Source organism: Mycobacterium sp. ML4 (assembly GCF_054515735.1).
In genome coordinates this window covers 1-18,041 of the sequence record NZ_JBTNSY010000010.1, presented here as the reverse complement: position 1 = coordinate 18,041, position 18,041 = coordinate 1, and the positions used below count along the sequence as shown (strand labels likewise).

The 18,041-nt window shown below is 67.8% G+C and carries 16 protein-coding genes and 3 pseudogenes; 16 read left to right on the top strand and 3 right to left on the bottom strand.

Translation table 11 applies throughout. The annotated features are described in order from the left end of the window. Positions 1-24: 24 nt before the first annotated feature. The 13 genes from ACX9NE_RS12990 (at position 25) to ACX9NE_RS12930 (ending at position 12,838) form a co-directional block, all read left to right on the top strand. Positions 25-894: an aldo/keto reductase gene (locus ACX9NE_RS12990; RefSeq protein WP_459362164.1), complete on the top strand. Its 870-nt coding sequence runs from the start codon at positions 25-27 to the stop codon at positions 892-894. 72 nt (positions 895-966) lie between these two features. Then, positions 967-1,590 (top strand): PaaI family thioesterase, encoded by a 624-nt coding sequence (locus ACX9NE_RS12985; protein ID WP_459362134.1) that lies wholly within the window; start codon positions 967-969, stop codon positions 1,588-1,590. 169 nt (positions 1,591-1,759) lie between these two features. Then, positions 1,760-2,740: a glycosyltransferase family 2 protein gene (locus ACX9NE_RS12980; protein ID WP_459370727.1), complete on the top strand. Its 981-nt coding sequence runs from the start codon at positions 1,760-1,762 to the stop codon at positions 2,738-2,740. A 248-nt stretch (positions 2,741-2,988) separates the two neighbouring features. Further along, a complete protein-coding gene (gene thrS / locus ACX9NE_RS12975; RefSeq protein WP_459362136.1) occupies positions 2,989-5,061 on the top strand; it encodes a threonine--tRNA ligase in 2,073 nt (690 codons plus the stop codon). Next, positions 5,051-5,614 (top strand): ATP adenylyltransferase, encoded by a 564-nt coding sequence (locus tag ACX9NE_RS12970; RefSeq protein ID WP_459362165.1) that lies wholly within the window; start codon positions 5,051-5,053, stop codon positions 5,612-5,614. The genes thrS and ACX9NE_RS12970 overlap by 11 nt, the downstream gene beginning before the upstream one ends. After that, entirely contained in the window at positions 5,611-6,264 is a 654-nt protein-coding gene (gene pgsA, locus ACX9NE_RS12965) for a phosphatidylinositol phosphate synthase (RefSeq protein WP_459362137.1), read from the top strand. The genes ACX9NE_RS12970 and pgsA overlap by 4 nt, the downstream gene beginning before the upstream one ends. Positions 6,265-6,287: 23 nt before the next feature. After that, the gene (locus ACX9NE_RS12960; RefSeq protein WP_459362138.1) at positions 6,288-7,211 is read left to right on the top strand and encodes a phosphatidylinositol mannoside acyltransferase; all 924 of its coding nucleotides are present in this window, start codon (positions 6,288-6,290) and stop codon (positions 7,209-7,211) included. Beyond that, positions 7,211-8,335: a glycosyltransferase family 4 protein gene (locus ACX9NE_RS12955; protein WP_459362139.1), complete on the top strand. Its 1,125-nt coding sequence runs from the start codon at positions 7,211-7,213 to the stop codon at positions 8,333-8,335. Before ACX9NE_RS12960 ends, ACX9NE_RS12955 begins: the two co-directional genes overlap by 1 nt. After that, positions 8,335-9,366, top strand: coding sequence for an NUDIX hydrolase (locus ACX9NE_RS12950; protein ID WP_459362140.1), 1,032 nt, complete (start codon positions 8,335-8,337; stop codon positions 9,364-9,366). Before ACX9NE_RS12955 ends, ACX9NE_RS12950 begins: the two co-directional genes overlap by 1 nt. A 268-nt stretch (positions 9,367-9,634) precedes the next feature. Beyond that, positions 9,635-10,561, top strand: a complete 927-nt coding sequence (pdxS, locus tag ACX9NE_RS12945; RefSeq protein ID WP_459362141.1) for a pyridoxal 5'-phosphate synthase lyase subunit PdxS — start codon at positions 9,635-9,637, stop codon at positions 10,559-10,561. 23 nt (positions 10,562-10,584) lie between these two features. Then, on the top strand, positions 10,585-11,430 hold the full coding sequence (gene tesB / locus ACX9NE_RS12940; protein ID WP_459362142.1) for an acyl-CoA thioesterase II: 846 nt from the start codon (positions 10,585-10,587) through the stop codon (positions 11,428-11,430). Continuing rightward, complete coding sequence (pdxT, locus tag ACX9NE_RS12935) at positions 11,427-12,038, top strand: pyridoxal 5'-phosphate synthase glutaminase subunit PdxT (RefSeq protein WP_459362143.1); 612 nt, start codon at positions 11,427-11,429, stop codon at positions 12,036-12,038. The genes tesB and pdxT overlap by 4 nt, the downstream gene beginning before the upstream one ends. A gap of 44 nt (positions 12,039-12,082) precedes the next feature. Continuing rightward, a complete protein-coding gene (locus tag ACX9NE_RS12930) occupies positions 12,083-12,838 on the top strand; it encodes a YebC/PmpR family DNA-binding transcriptional regulator (protein ID WP_459362144.1) in 756 nt (251 codons plus the stop codon). Between the two features lie 136 nt (positions 12,839-12,974). Here the strand turns inward: ACX9NE_RS12930 and ACX9NE_RS12925 are convergent. Then, a pseudogene (locus ACX9NE_RS12925) lies at positions 12,975-13,131 on the bottom strand (type II toxin-antitoxin system PemK/MazF family toxin); the annotation flags it as partial. 411 nt (positions 13,132-13,542) lie between these two features. Here ACX9NE_RS12925 and ACX9NE_RS12920 point away from each other — a divergent pair. Together ACX9NE_RS12920 and ACX9NE_RS12915 are read left to right on the top strand one after the other, a co-directional pair. Further along, on the top strand, positions 13,543-15,912 hold the full coding sequence (locus ACX9NE_RS12920) for a PE family protein (protein ID WP_459362145.1): 2,370 nt from the start codon (positions 13,543-13,545) through the stop codon (positions 15,910-15,912). Between the two features lie 97 nt (positions 15,913-16,009). Next, positions 16,010-16,336: pseudogene (locus ACX9NE_RS12915) on the top strand (PIN domain-containing protein); the annotation flags it as partial. Between the two features lie 378 nt (positions 16,337-16,714). Here ACX9NE_RS12915 and ACX9NE_RS12910 read toward each other — a convergent pair. Further along, positions 16,715-17,022: pseudogene (locus ACX9NE_RS12910) on the bottom strand (type II toxin-antitoxin system PemK/MazF family toxin). After that, positions 17,009-17,254 (bottom strand): ribbon-helix-helix protein, CopG family, encoded by a 246-nt coding sequence (locus ACX9NE_RS12905; RefSeq protein WP_459362166.1) that lies wholly within the window; start codon positions 17,252-17,254, stop codon positions 17,009-17,011. Before ACX9NE_RS12905 ends, ACX9NE_RS12910 begins: the two are co-directional and overlap by 14 nt. A 376-nt stretch (positions 17,255-17,630) precedes the next feature. Between ACX9NE_RS12905 and ACX9NE_RS12900 the strand changes: the two genes are divergently transcribed. Next, positions 17,631-18,041: PE family protein (locus tag ACX9NE_RS12900; protein ID WP_459377730.1), on the top strand; the 411-nt coding region annotated here is incomplete at its 3' end.

Sequence of the window (18,041 nt, the reverse complement as noted above, 5' to 3'; positions counted from 1 at the left end):
TTCCGGTCAGGCGGTACCGTCAAAATCGTGGCTCTACAGGCAACGGGAACATTCACACTCGGCAGCGACTTGACGATCAATCGGCTCGGGTTCGGCGCGATGCGGCTGACCGGAGACGGGGTCTGGGGGCCGCCCGCCGATCGCGGCGAATGCGTGCGGGTGTTGCGCCGCGCCGTCGAACTGGGCGTGAATTTCATCGACACCGCCGACTCCTACGGCCCGTATGTCTCGGAGGAGATCATCCGCGAGGCGCTGCACCCCTATTCCGGCCTGGTGATCGCCACCAAGGCCGGTCTGCTGCGCACGGGTCCGAATGTCTGGGTGCCCCTGGGCAATCCGAGTTACCTGCGGCAGGAATGTGAGATGAGCCTGCGGCGGCTCGGCGTCGACACCATCGACCTGTTTCAGCTGCACCGCGTCGACTCCAACTTCCCGCTGGCTGACCAACTCGGTGAGTTGGTGACACTGCAGGGCGAAGGCAAGATCCGCCACATCGGGCTGTCCGAGATCGATGTCGACCAACTCAACGCCGCTCGCGAGATCGCGCCGATTGTCTCGGTGCAGAACATGTATAACCTGACATCGCGGGGCGCCGAACCGCTACTGGATGTCGCGACCACCCAGGGCATCGGTTTCATTCCCTGGTTTCCTCTGGCATCGGGACCGCTCGCCGCGCCCGACGGTCCGTTGCAGAAGATCGCCGCCGCCCACGACGCGACGCCGTCACAACTCGCTCTCGCGTGGCTGCTCAAGCGGTCGCCGGTGATGATTCCGATCCCGGGCACCTCGCGGGTGGCGCACTTGGAGGAGAACGTCGCCGCTGCCGACATCGAGCTGACCGACGAGGAATTCGAGGCACTGTCGGCCGCCGGCGCCGCGCAGCAGCCTGATTGAGCGTCGCGGGCTCGCATCGAGCGACCGCGCACCCCCGAACTACCGGTTCTGGCAGGCCAATACGGTGTTCTGATGGCAGCCGACCCTCAGCAGCACCCCGGCGGCGGCTTCAACCCGCCCGAACCGACCGACAGGGGCGGGCCGGACTACGGCAGGTTCATCGACGCGGTGCGCGCGCTGCAGGATCACGCCCGAGCCGTCGACGCCCCCGACGAGGTGATCACAGCGGCCGCCGACAAGCTGGAGGAACTCTCAGCGCTGCTGGCGCCGTACGACGCTGACGAATGGCAGTCGCCATCGGGCCGCCGCATGGACCTGCCCATGCGCGGCAACGTATTGACGGTGCCGATGAGTGCCCACAAGACCGACGACGGCCGCATCGCGGGCTGGGCACGATTCGCCCGGTTTCACCTCGGGCGCAACGGCGCGGTGCACGGCGGTTCGCTCGGCATGCTGTTCGACACGGTGCTCGGTTTGACGGCGTCGGTGCTCACCGGCAGCCGCCGTCAGCGCACCGCGTATCTCAAGATCGACTACCGCAACATCGTGCCGATCGAACAAGAGCTGCAATTCGACGCCGGGATCGACCGCGACGAGGGACGCAAGATCTTCGTGTCCGGCCGGTTACGCGACGGCGACCGGCTGTTGACCGAAGCCGAGGCCTTGTTTGTGCGGCTCAAGCCCGGTCAGCCATGAGGGCGCGGCTCCCGAAAAATATGGTCATCCAGTTATAGTCGCCGCAATGAATAATAGCCTTGACAAATCATTGCATTAGTGTCGAATATTGACTGGTGCGGTGCTGGTTCGCTGATCCAACCCGGGCATCCGGCGCCGCACCGTGCCGAGGACATCGGCACTGACGGCAATGGAGATGGTGGTCGGGACCATGACCGAGATCCTGTATTCGGCGAGTCGTCGAAACCGGTCAGCCGGTGGACAAGAACCCTCCGTGGCGATCGTCGTCCCCGCATATAACGAGGAACCCTTCATCCGCAAGTGCCTGGAGTCCTGCGTCCGGCAAACGTCCCTTCCCGACGAGATCATCGTCGTCAACAACCGCTCGACTGACGACACCGAAGTAATCGCGCGCCGTTTCCAAAGCGAAAATCCTCACATCGCCATCCAGGTGTTGAGCCAGGCCGACTATCAAGGCATTGCGCCGACCCGCGATCGCGGATTCGACAACGTAAGCAGCACCGTCATCGGCCGAATCGACGCCGATTCCCGGCTTCCCGAGCAGTGGGTCGAAACGGTGCGCCGCCGCTTTCGAGACCCCGATCTCGACGCGGTGACGGGCCCCGTGTGGTACTACGACATGCCGCTGCCGGGGCCGGTCTTTCGGCTTGATCGCGCCGTCCGGGGCTGGTTGCACCGAAACGCGAAAGATCAGCGATTTCTGCTCGGGTCGAATATGGCGATGCGGACTTCGGCATGGCGCGCCGTCCGTCACCTCACCCGGCTGGATCTCGAAGACCAACTTCATGAAGACATCGACCTGGCTCTGACCCTGTTCAAGAACAATTTCACGATCGACTACGAGCCCGCACTCGTGGCGGGAGCGTCCGGCCGGCGGGTGGAGAACTCTCCGCGCGATTTCTATCGGTACGCGACGCGCTACCTCAGGACAACCAAGGTCCACCACGTTGACAGCCGCGCAGCCCTGATCACCATTGCAATTCTGTTGTCGGGGTATTTCCCGGCGCGCGTCATGCGCTTGTTCCACAAAGTCTTCTGCGAAGTCGACAACACCCTTGCGCCGGTGGGCAAGCCGCGCACAATCGGCGCACGGGGGACTGTGGTTACCCAGCCGTTCGCGCCACCACTGCCGTTTCCGCCGGCGGCCTGATGCGAGGTTCGGGTTGACTCCGGTCAGCCCGGGTAGCAATCGCTCTCACGCGGGCGGTATCAACCCGCACGAACGGACGCACGAGCCTCGTGTCCCACAGCCTGTGACGAACGGCGACCACCTCGTCGCCGCCGGGGACGCCCGATTAGCGTGCCTCGGCCCGGACAGCGTTAACTCACCTTGAGTGCCTCCCCGATAGCATGGTCCGCGATCGCTTGCTAACCCGCTGAGCATTGGAGACCAAACCGATGACCGCCGCCGCCCAACCCGACAGAGCAGCCCCGATCCGGGTTCCTGCCGGGACCACCGCGGCGGCCGCGGTCGGCGAGGCAGGTTTACCGCGGCGCGGGACGCCCGACGCGGTCGTGGTGGTCCGCGACGCCGACGGCAAGCTGCGTGACCTGGCCTGGGTTCCCGATGCCGACGCCGAGGTCATCCCGGTGGCAGCCAACACCGAGGAGGGGCGCAGCGTCATCCGGCACTCGACCGCGCACGTGCTGGCCCAGGCGGTGCAGGACCTGTTCCCGCACGCCAAACTCGGCATCGGCCCACCCATCGCCGACGGTTTCTACTACGACTTCGACGTCGCCGAACCGTTCACGCCGGAGAACCTGCAGGCACTGGAAAAGCGGATGCGCCAGATCGTCAAGGAAGGCCAGCTGTTCGACCGGCGGGTCTACGCGTCCAAGGACGAGGCGCGCGAAGAGCTGGCCAACGAACCGTTCAAGCTCGAACTCGTCGACGACAAGTCCGTGGGAACCGACATGATGGCCGAAATCATGGAGGTGGGCGGGGACGAACTCACCGCCTACGACAACCTCAATCCGCGCACCCGGGAACGGGTGTGGGGGGATCTGTGCCGCGGCCCGCACATTCCGACCACCAAACACATTCCCGCGTTCAGGCTCACCCGCAGTTCGGCGGCATACTGGCGCGGCGACCAGAACAACGCCAGCCTGCAACGCATCTACGGCACGGCCTGGGAGTCGCAGGAGGCACTGGACAGGCATCTCGAGTTGATCGCCGAAGCCCAGCGCCGCGATCACCGCAAACTGGGTGTCGAATTGGACCTGTTCAGCTTTCCCGACGAGATCGGTTCCGGCCTGGCGGTGTTTCACCCCCGGGGTGGCATCATCCGCCGCGAGCTGGAGGAGTACTCACGGCGCAAGCACGAGCAGGCCGGGTACCAGTTCGTCAACACCCCGCACATCACCAAGGAACAGCTGTACGTGACGTCGGGCCACCTGGAGTGGTACGCCGACGGCATGTACCCGCCGATGCACCTCGACGCGGAGTTCAACCCGGACGGCACCGTGCGCAAGCCCGGGCAGGATTATTACCTCAAGCCGATGAACTGCCCGATGCACCACCTGATCTACCGTTCGCGGGGCCGGTCCTATCGCGAGCTTCCGTTGCGGCTCTTCGAGTTCGGCAGCGTCTACCGCTATGAGAAGTCCGGCGTCATCCACGGCCTCACCAGGGTGCGCGGCATGACCCAGGACGACGCGCACATCTACTGCACCCTCGACCAGATGCGCGACGAGCTGACGTCGGTGTTGCGGTTCGTGCTGGACCTGCTGGCCGATTACGGTCTGAACGACTACTACCTGGAGCTCTCCACCAAGGACCCGGACAAGTACGTCGGCTCCGACGAGGTGTGGGAGCAGGCCACCGGAATTCTGCGGGAGGTCGGTGAGGCCTCCGGCCTGGAACTGGTCCCCGACCCCGGCGGCGCGGCGTTCTACGGCCCGAAGATCTCGGTGCAGGTCAAGGATGCGTTGGGCCGCAGCTGGCAGATGTCGACGCTGCAGGTCGACTTCACCATGCCGGACCGCTTCGAGCTGGAGTACACCTCAAGCGACGGCACCCGGCAGCGGCCTGTGCTGATCCACCGGGCGCTGTTCGGGTCCATCGAGCGGTTCTTCGGCATCCTGACCGAGCACTACGCGGGGGCGTTCCCGGCCTGGCTGGCACCGGTTCAGGTGGTCGGCATCCCGGTCGCCGACGAGCACATCGCTTACCTGGAAGATGTTGCCGCCCAATTGAAATCGCACGGGGTGCGGGTGGACGTGGACACCAGCGACGACCGGATGGCCAAGAAGATCGTGAACCACACCAACCAGAAGGTGCCGTTCATGCTGCTGGCCGGAGACCGCGACGTCCAGGCCGGCGCGGTCAGTTTCCGTTTCGGTGACCGCACCCAGATCAACGGGGTGGACCGCGACAGCGCGGTGGCGGCCATCGCCGACTGGATTGCCCGGCGCGAAAATGCCACGCCCACAGCAGAACTGGTGAAAGTCGCGGAGAGCGATCGTGAGTGACCCGGCTGACGAGGACACGATTCTGGATCGCGGCGTCGGCGAGCGTGACCATCTGCAGCGGTTGTGGACCCCGTACCGGATGAACTATTTGGCCGAAGGGCCACTCAAGCGCGACGAGGACAGCCGCGCCGAACCGTTCACCGACATCCCGCGGATGTCCGACGAAGAAGGTCTGGTGGTCGCGCGCGGCGAACTCGTCTACGCCGTCCTCAACCTGTACCCCTACAACCCGGGTCACCTGATGGTGGTGCCCTACCGGCGGGTGTCGGAGCTCGAGGACCTCACCGACGCCGAGAGCGCCGAGGTGATGGCCTTCACCCAGAAGGCGATCCGCGTCATCAAGAATGTCTCGCGACCGCACGGTTTCAACGTCGGCATGAACCTCGGCACTTCGGCGGGCGGCTCACTGGCCGAGCATCTGCACGTGCACGTGGTGCCCCGGTGGGGTGGCGATGCGAACTTCATCACCATCGTCGGTGGGTCGAAGGTGATACCGCAGCTGCTGCGCGAAACCCGTCGGCTGCTGGCCGAGGAATGGGCAAAGCAATCATGAGCAAGCTCCCGTTCCTGTCCCGGGCGTTCTTCGCCCGCCTCACCGACCCGGTGGCCCGGGCGGCGCTGAGGGTGGGTCTGACGCCGGACATCGTCACCGTCATCGGCACCGTCGGCTCGATGACCGGTGCATTGGTGTTTTTTCCGATGGGCAAGCTGTTCATCGGCGGGTGTGTGGTCTGGTTCTTCACCCTCTTCGACATGGCCGACGGGGCAATGGCGCGCGAGCGCGGCGGCGGCACCCGCTTCGGCGCGGTACTGGACGCCACCTGCGACCGGATCAGTGACGGCGCGGTGTTCTGCGGACTGGTCTGGTGGATCGCCTTCCACATGCACGATGAGCCGCTGACCATCGCGACCCTGATCTGCCTGGTCACCTCGCAGGTGATCTCCTACATCAAAGCCCGTGCCGAAGCCAGCGGATTGCGCGGCGACGGCGGCTTCATCGAGCGCCCGGAGCGGCTGATCATCGTGCTGGTCGGCGCCGGAGTATCGGATTTCCCGTTCGTGGCTTGGCCGCCGGCGTTGCCGATCGCGATGTGGCTGCTGGCGGTGCTCAGTGTGATCACCTGCGGGCAGCGGTTGTATGCGGTGCGGACCTCGCCCGGGGCCGTCGATCGCATTCCCATTCCACGAAAGGGCGAGCAGTGATACCTCCGTCGGTGGGTCTGCGAATGCCCGCCAGGCACCGTGAGCTGTTGACCGGCCGGGCCACCGACTGGGCCTATGCGACGGGCTGGCGGGCGGTGCGGGTGTTGCCGGAGTTCGCCGCGCGCAGCACCTTCAAGGCCGGTGCCCGCTACGCGGCCCGCAATGGCGGGCCCGAACAGTTGCGAAAGAACCTGGCGCGGGTCATCGGGGTCCGGCCCGAGCGGGTGCCGGACTCGCTGATGCGCGCCTCGCTGGTGTCTTACGCCCGGTACTGGCGAGAAGCGTTCCGCCTGCCGACGATGGATCTGCGAGACCTGACGCGCCGCCTGGACAGCGGCACCCACGGGCAAGACAACCTCAACGCCGCGCTGGCCGCCGGCCGCGGCGTGGTGCTGGCGTTGCCGCACAGCGGCAACTGGGACATGAACGGGGTGTGGCTGGCGCAGACCTACGACACCTTCGCCACGGTCGCCGAACGCCTGAAACCCGAGTCTCTGTACCGACGTTTCATCGAATACCGCGAAACGCTCGGCTTCGAAGTGATCCCGCACTCCGGCGGTTCTCGACCGCCCTTCGAGGTGTTGTGCGACCGGCTGCGGGACAACCGGATCGTGGCGCTGATGGCCGAGCGTGACCTCACCCGCACCGGTGTCGAAGTCGACTTCTTCGGCGAACCCACCCGGATGCCCGCCGGGCCGGCCAAGCTGGCGATCGCGACGGGGGCGGCGTTGCTGCCCTCGCACTGCTGGTTCTCCGGCGACGGCTGGGAATGCAAGATGCAGGAGCCGCTGGACTGCAGCAGCGGCGACGTCGCCGCCATCACCCAGGCCCTGGCCGATGAGTTCGCGCGCAATATCGCTGCCCATCCCGCAGACTGGCACATGCTGCAACCGCAGTGGCTGGCGGATCTGTCGGACGACCGCCAGGCCTGGTTGAAGGACGGCTGATGCGGATCGGGATGGTCTGCCCCTACTCGTTCGACGTGCCCGGCGGGGTGCAGTCGCACGTGTTGCAGCTGGCCGAGGTGATGAGGGCCCGCGGACACCAAGTCAGCGTGCTGGCACCGGTCTCCTCCGAGACCTCCCTGCCCGACTACGTCGTGTCCGCCGGGAAAGCCGTCCCCATTCCCTACAACGGGTCGGTGGCCCGACTGCGGTTCGGACCGGTCACCTACCGCAAGGTGAAAAAGTGGCTCGCCGACGGCGATTTCGACGTGCTGCACCTGCATGAGCCGGGCGCCCCGAGCCTGTCACTGCTGGCGCTCGACATCGCCGAGGGCCCGATCGTGGCGACGTTTCACACGTCCACCACCAGGTCGGTGGCGATGTCGGTGCTGGGCGGCATGCTGCGGCCCCGGTTCGAGAAGATCGTCGGCCGGATCGCGGTGTCAGACCTGGCGCGGCGCTGGCAGATGGAGTCACTGGGCTCGGACGCGGTGGAGATACCGAACGGTGTCGACGTCGACTCCTTCAACTGCGCGCCGCTGCTGGACGGATACCCGCGACCGGGCAAGACCGTGCTGTTCCTGGGGCGCTATGACGAGCCGCGCAAGGGCATGACGACGCTGCTGGCTGCCATGCCGACCGTGGTGGCCCGTTTCCCCGACGTGCAGCTGCTGATCGTCGGGCGTGGCGACGAGGACGAATTACGCAGCCAGGCAAGCGAATTCGCTGACCATCTGGAGTTCCTCGGACAGGTCGACGACGCCGGCAAGGCGTCGGCGATGCGCAGTGCCGACGTCTACTGCGCGCCGAACACCGGCGGCGAGAGTTTCGGCATCGTCCTGGTGGAGGCGATGGCGGCGGCCACCGCGGTGGTGGCCAGCGACCTGGACGCGTTCCGGCGGGTGCTGCAGGACGGGGAGCTGGGCCGGCTGGTCCCGATCGAGGACGGCGAAGCGATGGCCGCGGCGTTGATCGAGGTGCTCGAGGACGACGCGCTGCGCGAGGCGTACGTCGCCGCCGGTAGCGAAGCGGTGCGACGGTACGACTGGTCGGTGGTGGCCAGTCAGATCATGCGGGTGTACGAGACGGTCGCCGGGTCGGGCGTCAAGGTCCAGGTGGCCAGCTGATGGTGTGGCTGTTGTGGGCCCTAGCCGCCGCGCTGTTCGTGGTGCTGGTGGTCTTCGGCGCCTGGGGCTATCAGCGGGCCAATCGGCTCGACCGGCTCAACGTCCGCTACGACCTGTCCTGGCAGGTGCTGGACAGCGCCCTGGCTCGGCGCGCGGTGGTGGCGCGTGCGGTCGCGGTCGACGCCTACGGTGGCTCGCCGGAGGGCGAGCGGTTGGCGGCGCTGGCAGACGCGGCCGAGCGTGCGCCCCGCGGCTCGCGTGAGACCGCCGAGAACGAGCTCTCGGCCGCCCTCGCACTGGTCGATCCGGCTTCGGTGCCGGCGGCCCTGGTGGCCGAGCTGGCCGATGCCGAGGCGCGGGTGTTGCTGGCCCGCCGCTTTCACAACGACGCGGTCCGGGACACCCTGGTGCTGGCCGAGCGGCGCATGGTCCGGTTGTTCCGGCTGGGCGGAAGAGCGCCGCTGCCGACTTACTTCGAGATCGCCGAGCGGCCGCATGCGCAGCGGCACAGCGGCGACAAGCTCAACCACCGCACCTCGGCGCGGGTGGTGCTGCTGGACGAGGACGGTGCCGTGCTGCTGCTGTGCGGCTCGGATCCCACTATTGCCCGCGCGCCCCGGTGGTGGTTTACCGTCGGCGGCGAAGTCGGGCCCGGTGAACGGTTGGCCGAAGCCGCTGCTCGGGAGCTGGCTGAGGAAACCGGACTGCGGGTCGCGCCGTCGGATCTGGTGGGCCCCGTGTGGCGGCGTGACGAGGTTTTCGAGTTCAACGGGTCGATGATCGACAGCGAAGAGTTCTATCTCGTGCACCGCACCCGCCGGTTCGAGCCGGTGCTAGACGGGCGGACTCAGCTGGAACGCAGCTACATTCACGGCGCCCGCTGGTGCGGACCGGCGGACATCGCCGAGCTGGTCGCCGCGGGCGAGGTGGTGTATCCGCGGCAGCTCGGCGAGCTGTTGCCGGCGGCCAACGAGCTGGCCGACCGGGCAACCAGCCCGCGCGATGCCGTGGTGCCGCAGTCGATCCGCTGACCGTTCGGCGGCCAACACCTTCCGTGACGCGCGCCGCCGAAAGCAAGGGCCCCGCACCCGCGCCCGCCAGGATGCGTGCCGAAGTGAGTTCCGGCGGCGATACGGCGAAATGCATCGCGAGGCTCCCGAACTCGCTGGCCGACAGCTTAGGGCGCGCCTGGGGCCCGCACGCTGAACTTTCGACGAAGCTGCTGCAGCAATCACGGCGGGAAACCGGTTTGTCGCGCCCCTTTAGACTGGTGGTCACTTCGTTGAGTCAAGGAGAGTCGTGGACAACAGCGCCAGCCAGCAGAATGGCGCCCAGCCGGCGTCCGGCCAAACCGGAACCGCGCGGGTCAAACGCGGTATGGCCGAGATGCTCAAGGGCGGCGTCATCATGGACGTCGTCACCCCGGAGCAGGCCCGTGTCGCCGAAGGTGCGGGTGCGGTCGCGGTGATGGCGCTCGAGCGGGTGCCCGCCGATATCCGGGCCCAGGGCGGGGTGTCCCGGATGAGTGACCCCGACATGATCGAGGGCATCATCGAGGCGGTCACCATCCCGGTCATGGCCAAAGCCCGAATCGGCCACTTCGTCGAGGCGCAGATCCTGCAGAGCCTCGGGGTGGACTACATCGACGAGTCCGAGGTACTCACCCCGGCCGACTACACCCATCACATCGACAAGTGGAAATTCACCGTGCCGTTCGTGTGCGGGGCGACCAACCTCGGTGAGGCGCTGCGCCGCATCGCCGAGGGTGCGGCGATGATCCGGTCCAAGGGGGAAGCGGGCACCGGCGACGTTTCCAACGCCACCACGCACATGCGCGCCATCGGTGCCGAGATCCGGCGGCTCAGCTCGTTGTCCGAGGATGAATTGTTCGTTGCCGCAAAGGAATTGCAGGCGTCCTACGATCTCGTCGTGGAGGTCGCCCGGGCCGGCAAGCTGCCGGTGACGCTGTTCACCGCGGGCGGCATCGCCACCCCCGCCGACGCCGCGATGATGATGCAGCTCGGGGCCGAGGGCGTATTCGTCGGGTCCGGCATTTTCAAGGCCGGCGACCCCGCGCAGCGGGCCGCGGCGATCGTCAAGGCCACCACCTTCTACGACGACCCCGACGTGCTGGCCAAGGTGTCACGCGGGCTGGGCGAGGCGATGGTCGGCATCAACGTGGAGGAGATCGCCCAGCCGCACCGACTGGCGCAACGCGGCTGGTGACAGGCGGCTGGTAAGAACATTCCGTGGCGATCGAAGAGATCCTCGATCTCGAGCAACTCGAGGTCAACATCTACCGCGGCAGCGTCTTCAGTCCCGAGTCCGGCTTCTTGCAGCGCACATTCGGCGGGCATGTGGCCGGCCAGTCCCTGGTTTCGGCGGTGCGCACGGTGGACCCGCGCTACCGGGTGCATTCGTTGCACGGCTACTTCCTGCGGCCCGGGGATGCCAAGGAGCCCACCGTGTTCATCGTGGAGCGCACCCGCGACGGCGGGTCGTTCGCGACCAGACGAGTCAACGCGATTCAGCACGGCGAAATCATCTTCAGCATGGGGGCGTCCTTTCAGACCGACCAGGAAGGCATCAATCACCAGGACGCCATGCCCGCCGCGCCGCCACCGGACGGGCTCCCGGGCCTGTCCTCGGTGAAGGTCTTCGATGACGCCGGCTTCAAGCAGTTCGAGGAGTGGGACGTCTGCATCGTGCCGCGCGACCAGCTGAAACTGCTGCCCGGCAAGGCATCTCAGCAGCAGGTGTGGTTCCGGCACCGTGATCCGCTACCCGATGACCCGGTGCTGCACATCTGCGCGCTGGCGTATATGAGCGACCTGACGTTGCTGGGCTCGGCGCAGGTCACCCACATGGCCGAGCGCGAGCACCTGCAGGTGTCGTCGCTGGACCACGCCATGTGGTTCATGCGGGCGTTCCGGGCCGACGAATGGCTGCTCTACGACCAGTCCTCGCCGTCGGCGGGCGGCGGTCGCTCGCTGTGTCAGGGCAAGATTTTCAAGCAGAGCGGTGACATGGTGGCCGCGGTGATGCAGGAGGGGCTGACCCGCTTCAAGCGCGGCTACCGGCCGACCGACCAGTGAGCGCGCCGCTGATCGGCGTGCTGGCACTACAGGGCGACACCCGCGAGCACCTGGCCGCCCTGCGCGAAGCCGGCGCCGAGGCGACGACCGTGCGCCGCCGCGCCGAACTGGACGCGGTGGACGGCCTGGTCATTCCCGGGGGCGAGTCAACCGCGATGAGCCACCTGCTGCTTGACTTGAAGCTGTTGGAGCCGCTGCGGGCCCGGCTGGCCGACGGGTTGCCCGCGTATGGGGCCTGTGCCGGGATGATCCTGCTCGCCAGCGAGATCCTGGACGCCGGAGCGGCCGGCCGGGCGGCGCTACCCCTGCGGGGCATTGATATGACGGTGCGGCGCAACGCGTTTGGCCGTCAGGTCGATTCCTTCGAAGGCGACATTCCGTTCCAGGGCCTGGACGGTACCGTGCGTGCGGTGTTCATCCGGGCGCCGTGGGTCGAGCGCGTCGGACCTGACGTCCACGTGCTGGCCGAGGCCGCGGGACATCCCGTCGCAGTACGTCAGGGCGCCGTGCTGGCGACGGCGTTTCACCCCGAGGTGACCGGAGATCGGCGGGTGCACCAGCTCTTCGTCGATGTGGTGAACGCTCGGCGTGACGGGGCGCACACGTAGACTCGGTGAGCGAACTTTTCCAGCGAAAGAGGGACGAGACACCGATGAGCGGCCATTCCAAGTGGGCCACCACCAAGCACCAGAAGGCCGTCAAAGACGCCCGCCGTGGCAAGGAGTTTGCCCGGCTCATCAAGAACATCGAGGTTGCCGCCCGAACCGGCGGTGGTGACCCGGCGGGCAATCCGACCCTTTACGACGCCATCCAGAAGGCCAAGAAAACCTCGGTGCCCAACGACAACATCGAGCGGGCACGCAAGCGCGGAGCCGGTGAGGAAGCCGGCGGCGCCGACTACCAGACCATCATGTACGAGGGATACGGGCCCAACGGTGTCGCGGTGCTGGTCGAGTGCCTCACCGACAACCGCAACCGCGCCGCCAGTGAGGTGCGGGTGGCGATGACGCGTAACGGCGGCACGATGGCCGACCCGGGTTCGGTTTCCTATCTGTTCTCCCGCAAGGGGACCGTCACCCTGGAAAAGAACGGTCTCACCGAGGACGACGTGTTGATGGCGGTGCTCGAGGCCGGGGCCGAGGACGTCAACGATCTCGGCGACAGTTTCGAGGTCATCTCGGAGCCGACCGACCTGGTGGCGGTCCGCACCGCCCTTCAGCAGGCCGGCATCGACTACGAGTCGGCCGAGGCCAGCTTCCAGCCTTCGGTGAGTGTCCCGGTCGACGTCGAAGGCGCCCGCAAGGTGTTCAAGCTGGTTGACGCACTCGAGGACAGCGACGACGTGCAGAACGTCTGGACGAACGTCGATCTTTCCGACGAGGTGCTGGCCGAACTCGACCAGGAGTAGGGCCCGCGGCCGGTAGCGTTGCCTGCGTTGACGTCCGCCAGGACCCGGTCAGATGCCGGCGGCCAGGGCGGGTGCCAACGACCCCCGCGGCGGATCTGGGCATCTTTGGGCAACAGTTTCGCAGACACTTGGGGCCCGTTACTTCCAGCTCGGACAACAGTCCCCTGCGAGGACGGGTCAGTGCGGCTACGACGACCGCGCCGATGCGGTGAGCGATGGGTCTTAGGGGTAAGGATGAGCACGGGCCGGTCGCCGCCGGACGTTGCGGTGAAGCAGGGTTCATCCCGGTGCATCGGCCCAGTCAGTGCAGTCCTCGGCAGGTCCCAGTCGCGGATCTGGGCGAGGGACTTCTCGGCCTCTGTCAAGGGTTGCTCGGCGCAGGCATACCGTCCTGGTCGGCTGCGAGTTCGGCCAGGTGGCGGCGCAACGCAACGCGAAGGAGGTTCTGACCGAGTCGATGAGCAGCTGCCGTGCCTCTTGGTCGGCGTTGGCGGGGTCGGCGTCCTTTGCGCGAAAGCGGATCGTCGCCATACAAACGATGCAGGGCGCATGACGCTTTGCTCGAGGAGAGCTGGGCATCCGCATACCCCCCCGAAGCGACCGGCGCCGCGGTGCATCGGCACCGGGATAACCTGCGTTGCTGGCAGGCGCTGGTTTGGGCTTGGTGCACTAGAGTCCTTTTCGGCGTGGTTGGGAGGTGCGGCGTGTCGTTTGTGACGATGGTGCCGGACGCGTTGGCGTCGGCGGCCACGGAGTTGGCGGGGTTGGGGTCAGCTCTTGGAACGGCGACTACGGCGGCGGGGGCCTCGACGACGGCGATAGTGGCCGCGGGTGCCGATGACGTTTCGGCGGCGGTAGCGACGTTGTTTATGTCACACGCCCAGGAGTATCAGGCACTCAGTGCGCGGGTGGCGGCGTTTCATGCGGAGTTTGTGCAGCTGCTGGGCGCGGGTGCGGGGACTTATGCGACCGCCGAAGCGGCCAGTGTGTCCCCGTTGCAGGCGCTCGAGCAGTTGGTGTGGGGTGTGGTCAATGCGCCGACGCAGGCGGTGTTGGGTCGGCCGTTGATTGGTGATGGTGCTCCCGGGGCCAGCGGTCCGGTGGGGCAGCCCGGCGGGGCGGGCGGGTTGTTGTTCGGCAATGGCGGGGCTGGTGGCGGCAGCACGGCGGCGGGAGCTGCCGGTGGTGCTGGCGGCTCGGCGGGGTTGATCGGTATCGGTGGCGCGGGGGGCATGGGCGGGCCCGGTGGAGTGGGCGGCCGCGGCGGCTCCGGCGGATGGTTGTTCGGCAACGGCGGGGTCGGGGGAATCGGCGGCGTCGGTGGCGTCGGTGGGTCTGGCGGTAATGCGGTGTTGCTGGGCAACGGTGGCGCCGGTGGGGCGGGCGGCATCGGCGCAGCCGGTGCGGCTGGCCCCAATGGTGTGACAGCGGGGGATTCGGGTGGTGACGGTTCCGCTGGTGGGGCCGGTGGTCGTGGCGGTGATGGCGGAACGGGTGGCCTGATCGCAGGTGATGGCGGCCGAGGCGGCATCGGCGGTCAAGGCGGTCAGGGCGGTCAGGGCGGCAGCGGCGTCGATGGTGCGGCTGCCACCACCGCCGGTGGCGCTGGGGGCGACGGCGGCGAGGCCGGCAGCGGTGGGACCGGTGGTACTGGCGGTGCAGGTGGCAGTGGCGGTGCTGCTCAGGGACTGGGCAGACCGGGGATTGACGGCGACGGCGGGACCGGCGGCACAGGCGGGAATGCTGGGACGCCGGGCAACGGTGGGCGTGGCGGGGCGGGTGACGTCGTCAGTCGCGATGGCGGGGCGGGCGGGCGTGGTGGTGACGCCGGCACCCCAGGCGCTGGCGGTGTCGGCGGGACGGTCGGGGCCGGGGGTCTCGGCGGAAGTGCCGGCGGCCATGGCGCCGCTGGTGCGGGGTTGGCTGGCGGTAGTGGGGGTAACGGCGGTGCCGGCTTCAACGCTCCGACCGTGCTGGAAAGCGGTGGCAACGGTGGTCCTGGCGGCGTGGGTGGTAAAGGCGCCGCGGGTGTCACCGGCAGCGATGGGATCAACCCGGGTGATCCGGGAACCGCCGGCCTTAACGGCGGGGGCGGCGGCAGGGGCGGTAACGGCGGTGTCGGCGGCACATCTGGGATTGGTAGCGGCGGTGTCGGGGGTGCGGGGGGTGCTGGCGGCGTCGGAGGTACCGGTGGCGGCGGGGGCGGCGGTGCCGCGTCAACGACGGGTGTCGGCGGAGCCGGTGGTCGCGGCGGTGGCGGCGGAATCGGCGGGGCGGGCGGCACTGGCGGCGCAGGTGGCTTCGGCCCCAACGGGACCGGCGGAACAGGTGGTGTTGGCGGTGCCGCCGGTGGCGGCGGAGCTGGGGGCGGCGGCGGTCTTGGCGGCGCGTCCAGTAACGGCAACGGCGGCGCAGGCGGGATCGGCGGTGGCGGCGGCAACGCCGGTAGCAGCGGCGCAGGGGGAATCGGCGGTCCGGGCGGCTCGGGTGGCGCCGGCGGAGATGGCGGCGCCGGTGCCGCGGGCGGCACCGGAGGAGCAGGAGGCATGGGTGGCGCATCGGTTAGCGGCACTGGCGGTGCTGGCGGTGCCGGTGGTGTCGGCGGTGGTGGTGGTATCAGTGGGGTTGGTGGACGGGGCGCGGTGTTCTCGCCCAACACTCCCGGTGGTAGCGGCGGAGTGGGCGGGGTTGCCGGCACCGGCGGTAGCGGCGGCCCTGGTGGCGCGGGAGGCACGTCGGTTGCTGGCGCTGCTGGTAACGGGGGGGCGGGCGGTATGGGCGGCGTCGGCGGGACCGGCGGTGGCGGCGGTGATGGCGGCCCAACCTTCTCACAGGGTGGAATTGGCGGTGCCGGCGGTGATGGCTCGCAAGGCGGCAAGGGCGGTGGCGGCGGCGACGGCGGGGACGGCGGCGGCCCCGGCGGAATCGGGGGTATGGGCGGCGCGGGCGGTGTTGGCGGCGCGGGGGGCACCGGTGGGACTGGGGGCAAGGGCAATGGCAGCGCTGGTGGCGCCGGCAAGTCAGGCGGGCAAGGTGACGACGGCGACCCCGGCAGCAACGGCCTGAGCGGCTGACGGCCAAGCGCGCATCCCCTCTGCGCATGCGGAGCCGGTTCGAATCTACTGGCAGACCTCCATGCGAGGTTCTGTTCCATGATGGGGTCGGGCGCTAGTGGATACCTCCGTCGTCATCGACTACCCGGCTGGTGCCGTTGCCGCGCGTTTCTCCCTGGCCGCGGTGGGCACCACCACGCTTGCCCAGTTATCGTACGGATCGCACACTGCCGATCCGCGCCTGAACGCGGCCCGCGAGCAGCGCTGTCACTGGATCGCTAATGCATTGGATCCGATCCCGTTCGATACCCGCGCCGCGCGAATCTATCGAGCGTTGTGCGCCACGGTTCGAGCGGTGGGCCGGGACCCCCAACTGCGCCGGTTCGACCTCTTTATCGCGGCGGTAGCCGTCGAGCCGGAGATCCCGCTCATCACCAGCAATGAGGGTGATTTCGCAGGTGTTCAACACACAGGTTGCAGATCATCGCTGTTCGGTGAGACCGCCCATCGCGAGGCCGCGACCGTCAATGCGGCGCCGCGCCCGCCGAAGGTGCTGCCTACTCACCTACTGCAGCTCCGGCGGCACAGGCGACCCCGGTCAGTGGACATCAGCCAGGGCGCCGGCCCGGTCTCTTCCCCGGGCAGCCAGGCGGCTGACCAGTTTCATGCGACCGCGTTCCGGCTGTTCGAGCTTCCAGTTTGCGCGACCCATAGCGCGAATCCGACGAACACCTCAGAGATGGTTGTCGATGCGTTCGAGCAGATGCTGGTCGTCGCGGGCGGAGTGCGACATGTCAGCACTGGGCGGTGTCGGGAAGGGGTGTCAGCAACCGGTGCTTGTCCGGAGTGTCGGCAAGCCTGATGCACACGTGCCGGGGAGAGGCGGGTTATGCGGCGTCGGAATGCGGTGCGCGGCAGTGTGTGAATGCTGTCGAAGTTGACGACACAGTCGCTTGGTACGCGGTCTTCGGTGGCGGTCAGTTCCAGCTCGGACACCAGTCCCCTGCGAGTACAGCTCAGGGCGGCTACGACGACCGCATCGATCCGGTCGGCGATGGGTTCTCGGGTAAGGATGAGCACGGGCCGCTCGCCGCCGGGGGTTGCGGTGAACCAGAGTTCATCGCGGTGCATCGGCCCAGTCGGTCCAGTCCTCAGCGGGTCCCCAGTCGGCGATCTGGGTGGGGGTCTTCTCGGCGTCTGTCAAGGGTTGCTCGGCGTAGGCATGACCGTCCTGGTCGGCTGCAAGTTCCGCCAGGTGGCGGCGCAACGCATCGCGAAGGAGTTCGGACCGGTCGATGTGCAGCCGGCGTGCCCATTGGTCGGCTTCGGCCGCGTCCGCGTCGTCTGCGCGAAAGCGGATCATCGTCATACAACGATGCTAGGGCGTATGGCGCTCTGTTCGAGGAGCGCTGGGCATACCAGCTGGCGGTTTCGGTGATACCGGTGTCCGGCAGGGTGTTCTAGCTCGTCGACGCGCCAGTACAGCGACGATCTGCAGCATGTGTGGGCCAATGTCAACTGCTCGATGAGGTGTGGTCCGCTTTCGACGAGGAGTGAGGCCGGCGTCGACGTGGCGCCGTGCGCGGGCGGGTGCGGGCGTGCCCAGTTGGGGCGAAAGAGCGGTGGTGAAACGGGGATGGCGCGCGATTGGATCGTGGTGCACGGCGGGGTTGTCAGGGGGCTGGTCCGGGGCTTAGGTTGCTGGTGGATAGATCCCGCCCGGTTGTCGGAGGCGCGAGATGTCGTTTGTAATTGCTACACCGGACGTTTTGGCTTCGGCGGCTTCGGATTTGGCTAGTCTAGGGTCGGCGATCGGGGCGGCCAATGCGGCGGCGGGATTGTCGACTATGGGGGTGTCGGCTGCTGGTGCTGACGAGGTGTCGGCGGCGGTGGCGGTGTTGTTTGGGGCCCATGGGCGGGAGTATCAGGCGGTCGGTGCGCGGGCGGCGGCGTTTCATGCCCAGTTTGTGCAGGTGTTGAGTGCGGGTGCGGGGTCGTATGTGGCGGCGGAGGCGGCTAGTGTTTCGCCGTTGGCGGCGCTGGAACAAGCGGTGTGGGGTGCGGTGAATGCGCCTACCCGGGTGTTGCTGGGTCGGCCGCTGATTGGAAATGGGGCGCCGGGGGCCAGTGGGCCGGTGGGCCAACCGGGT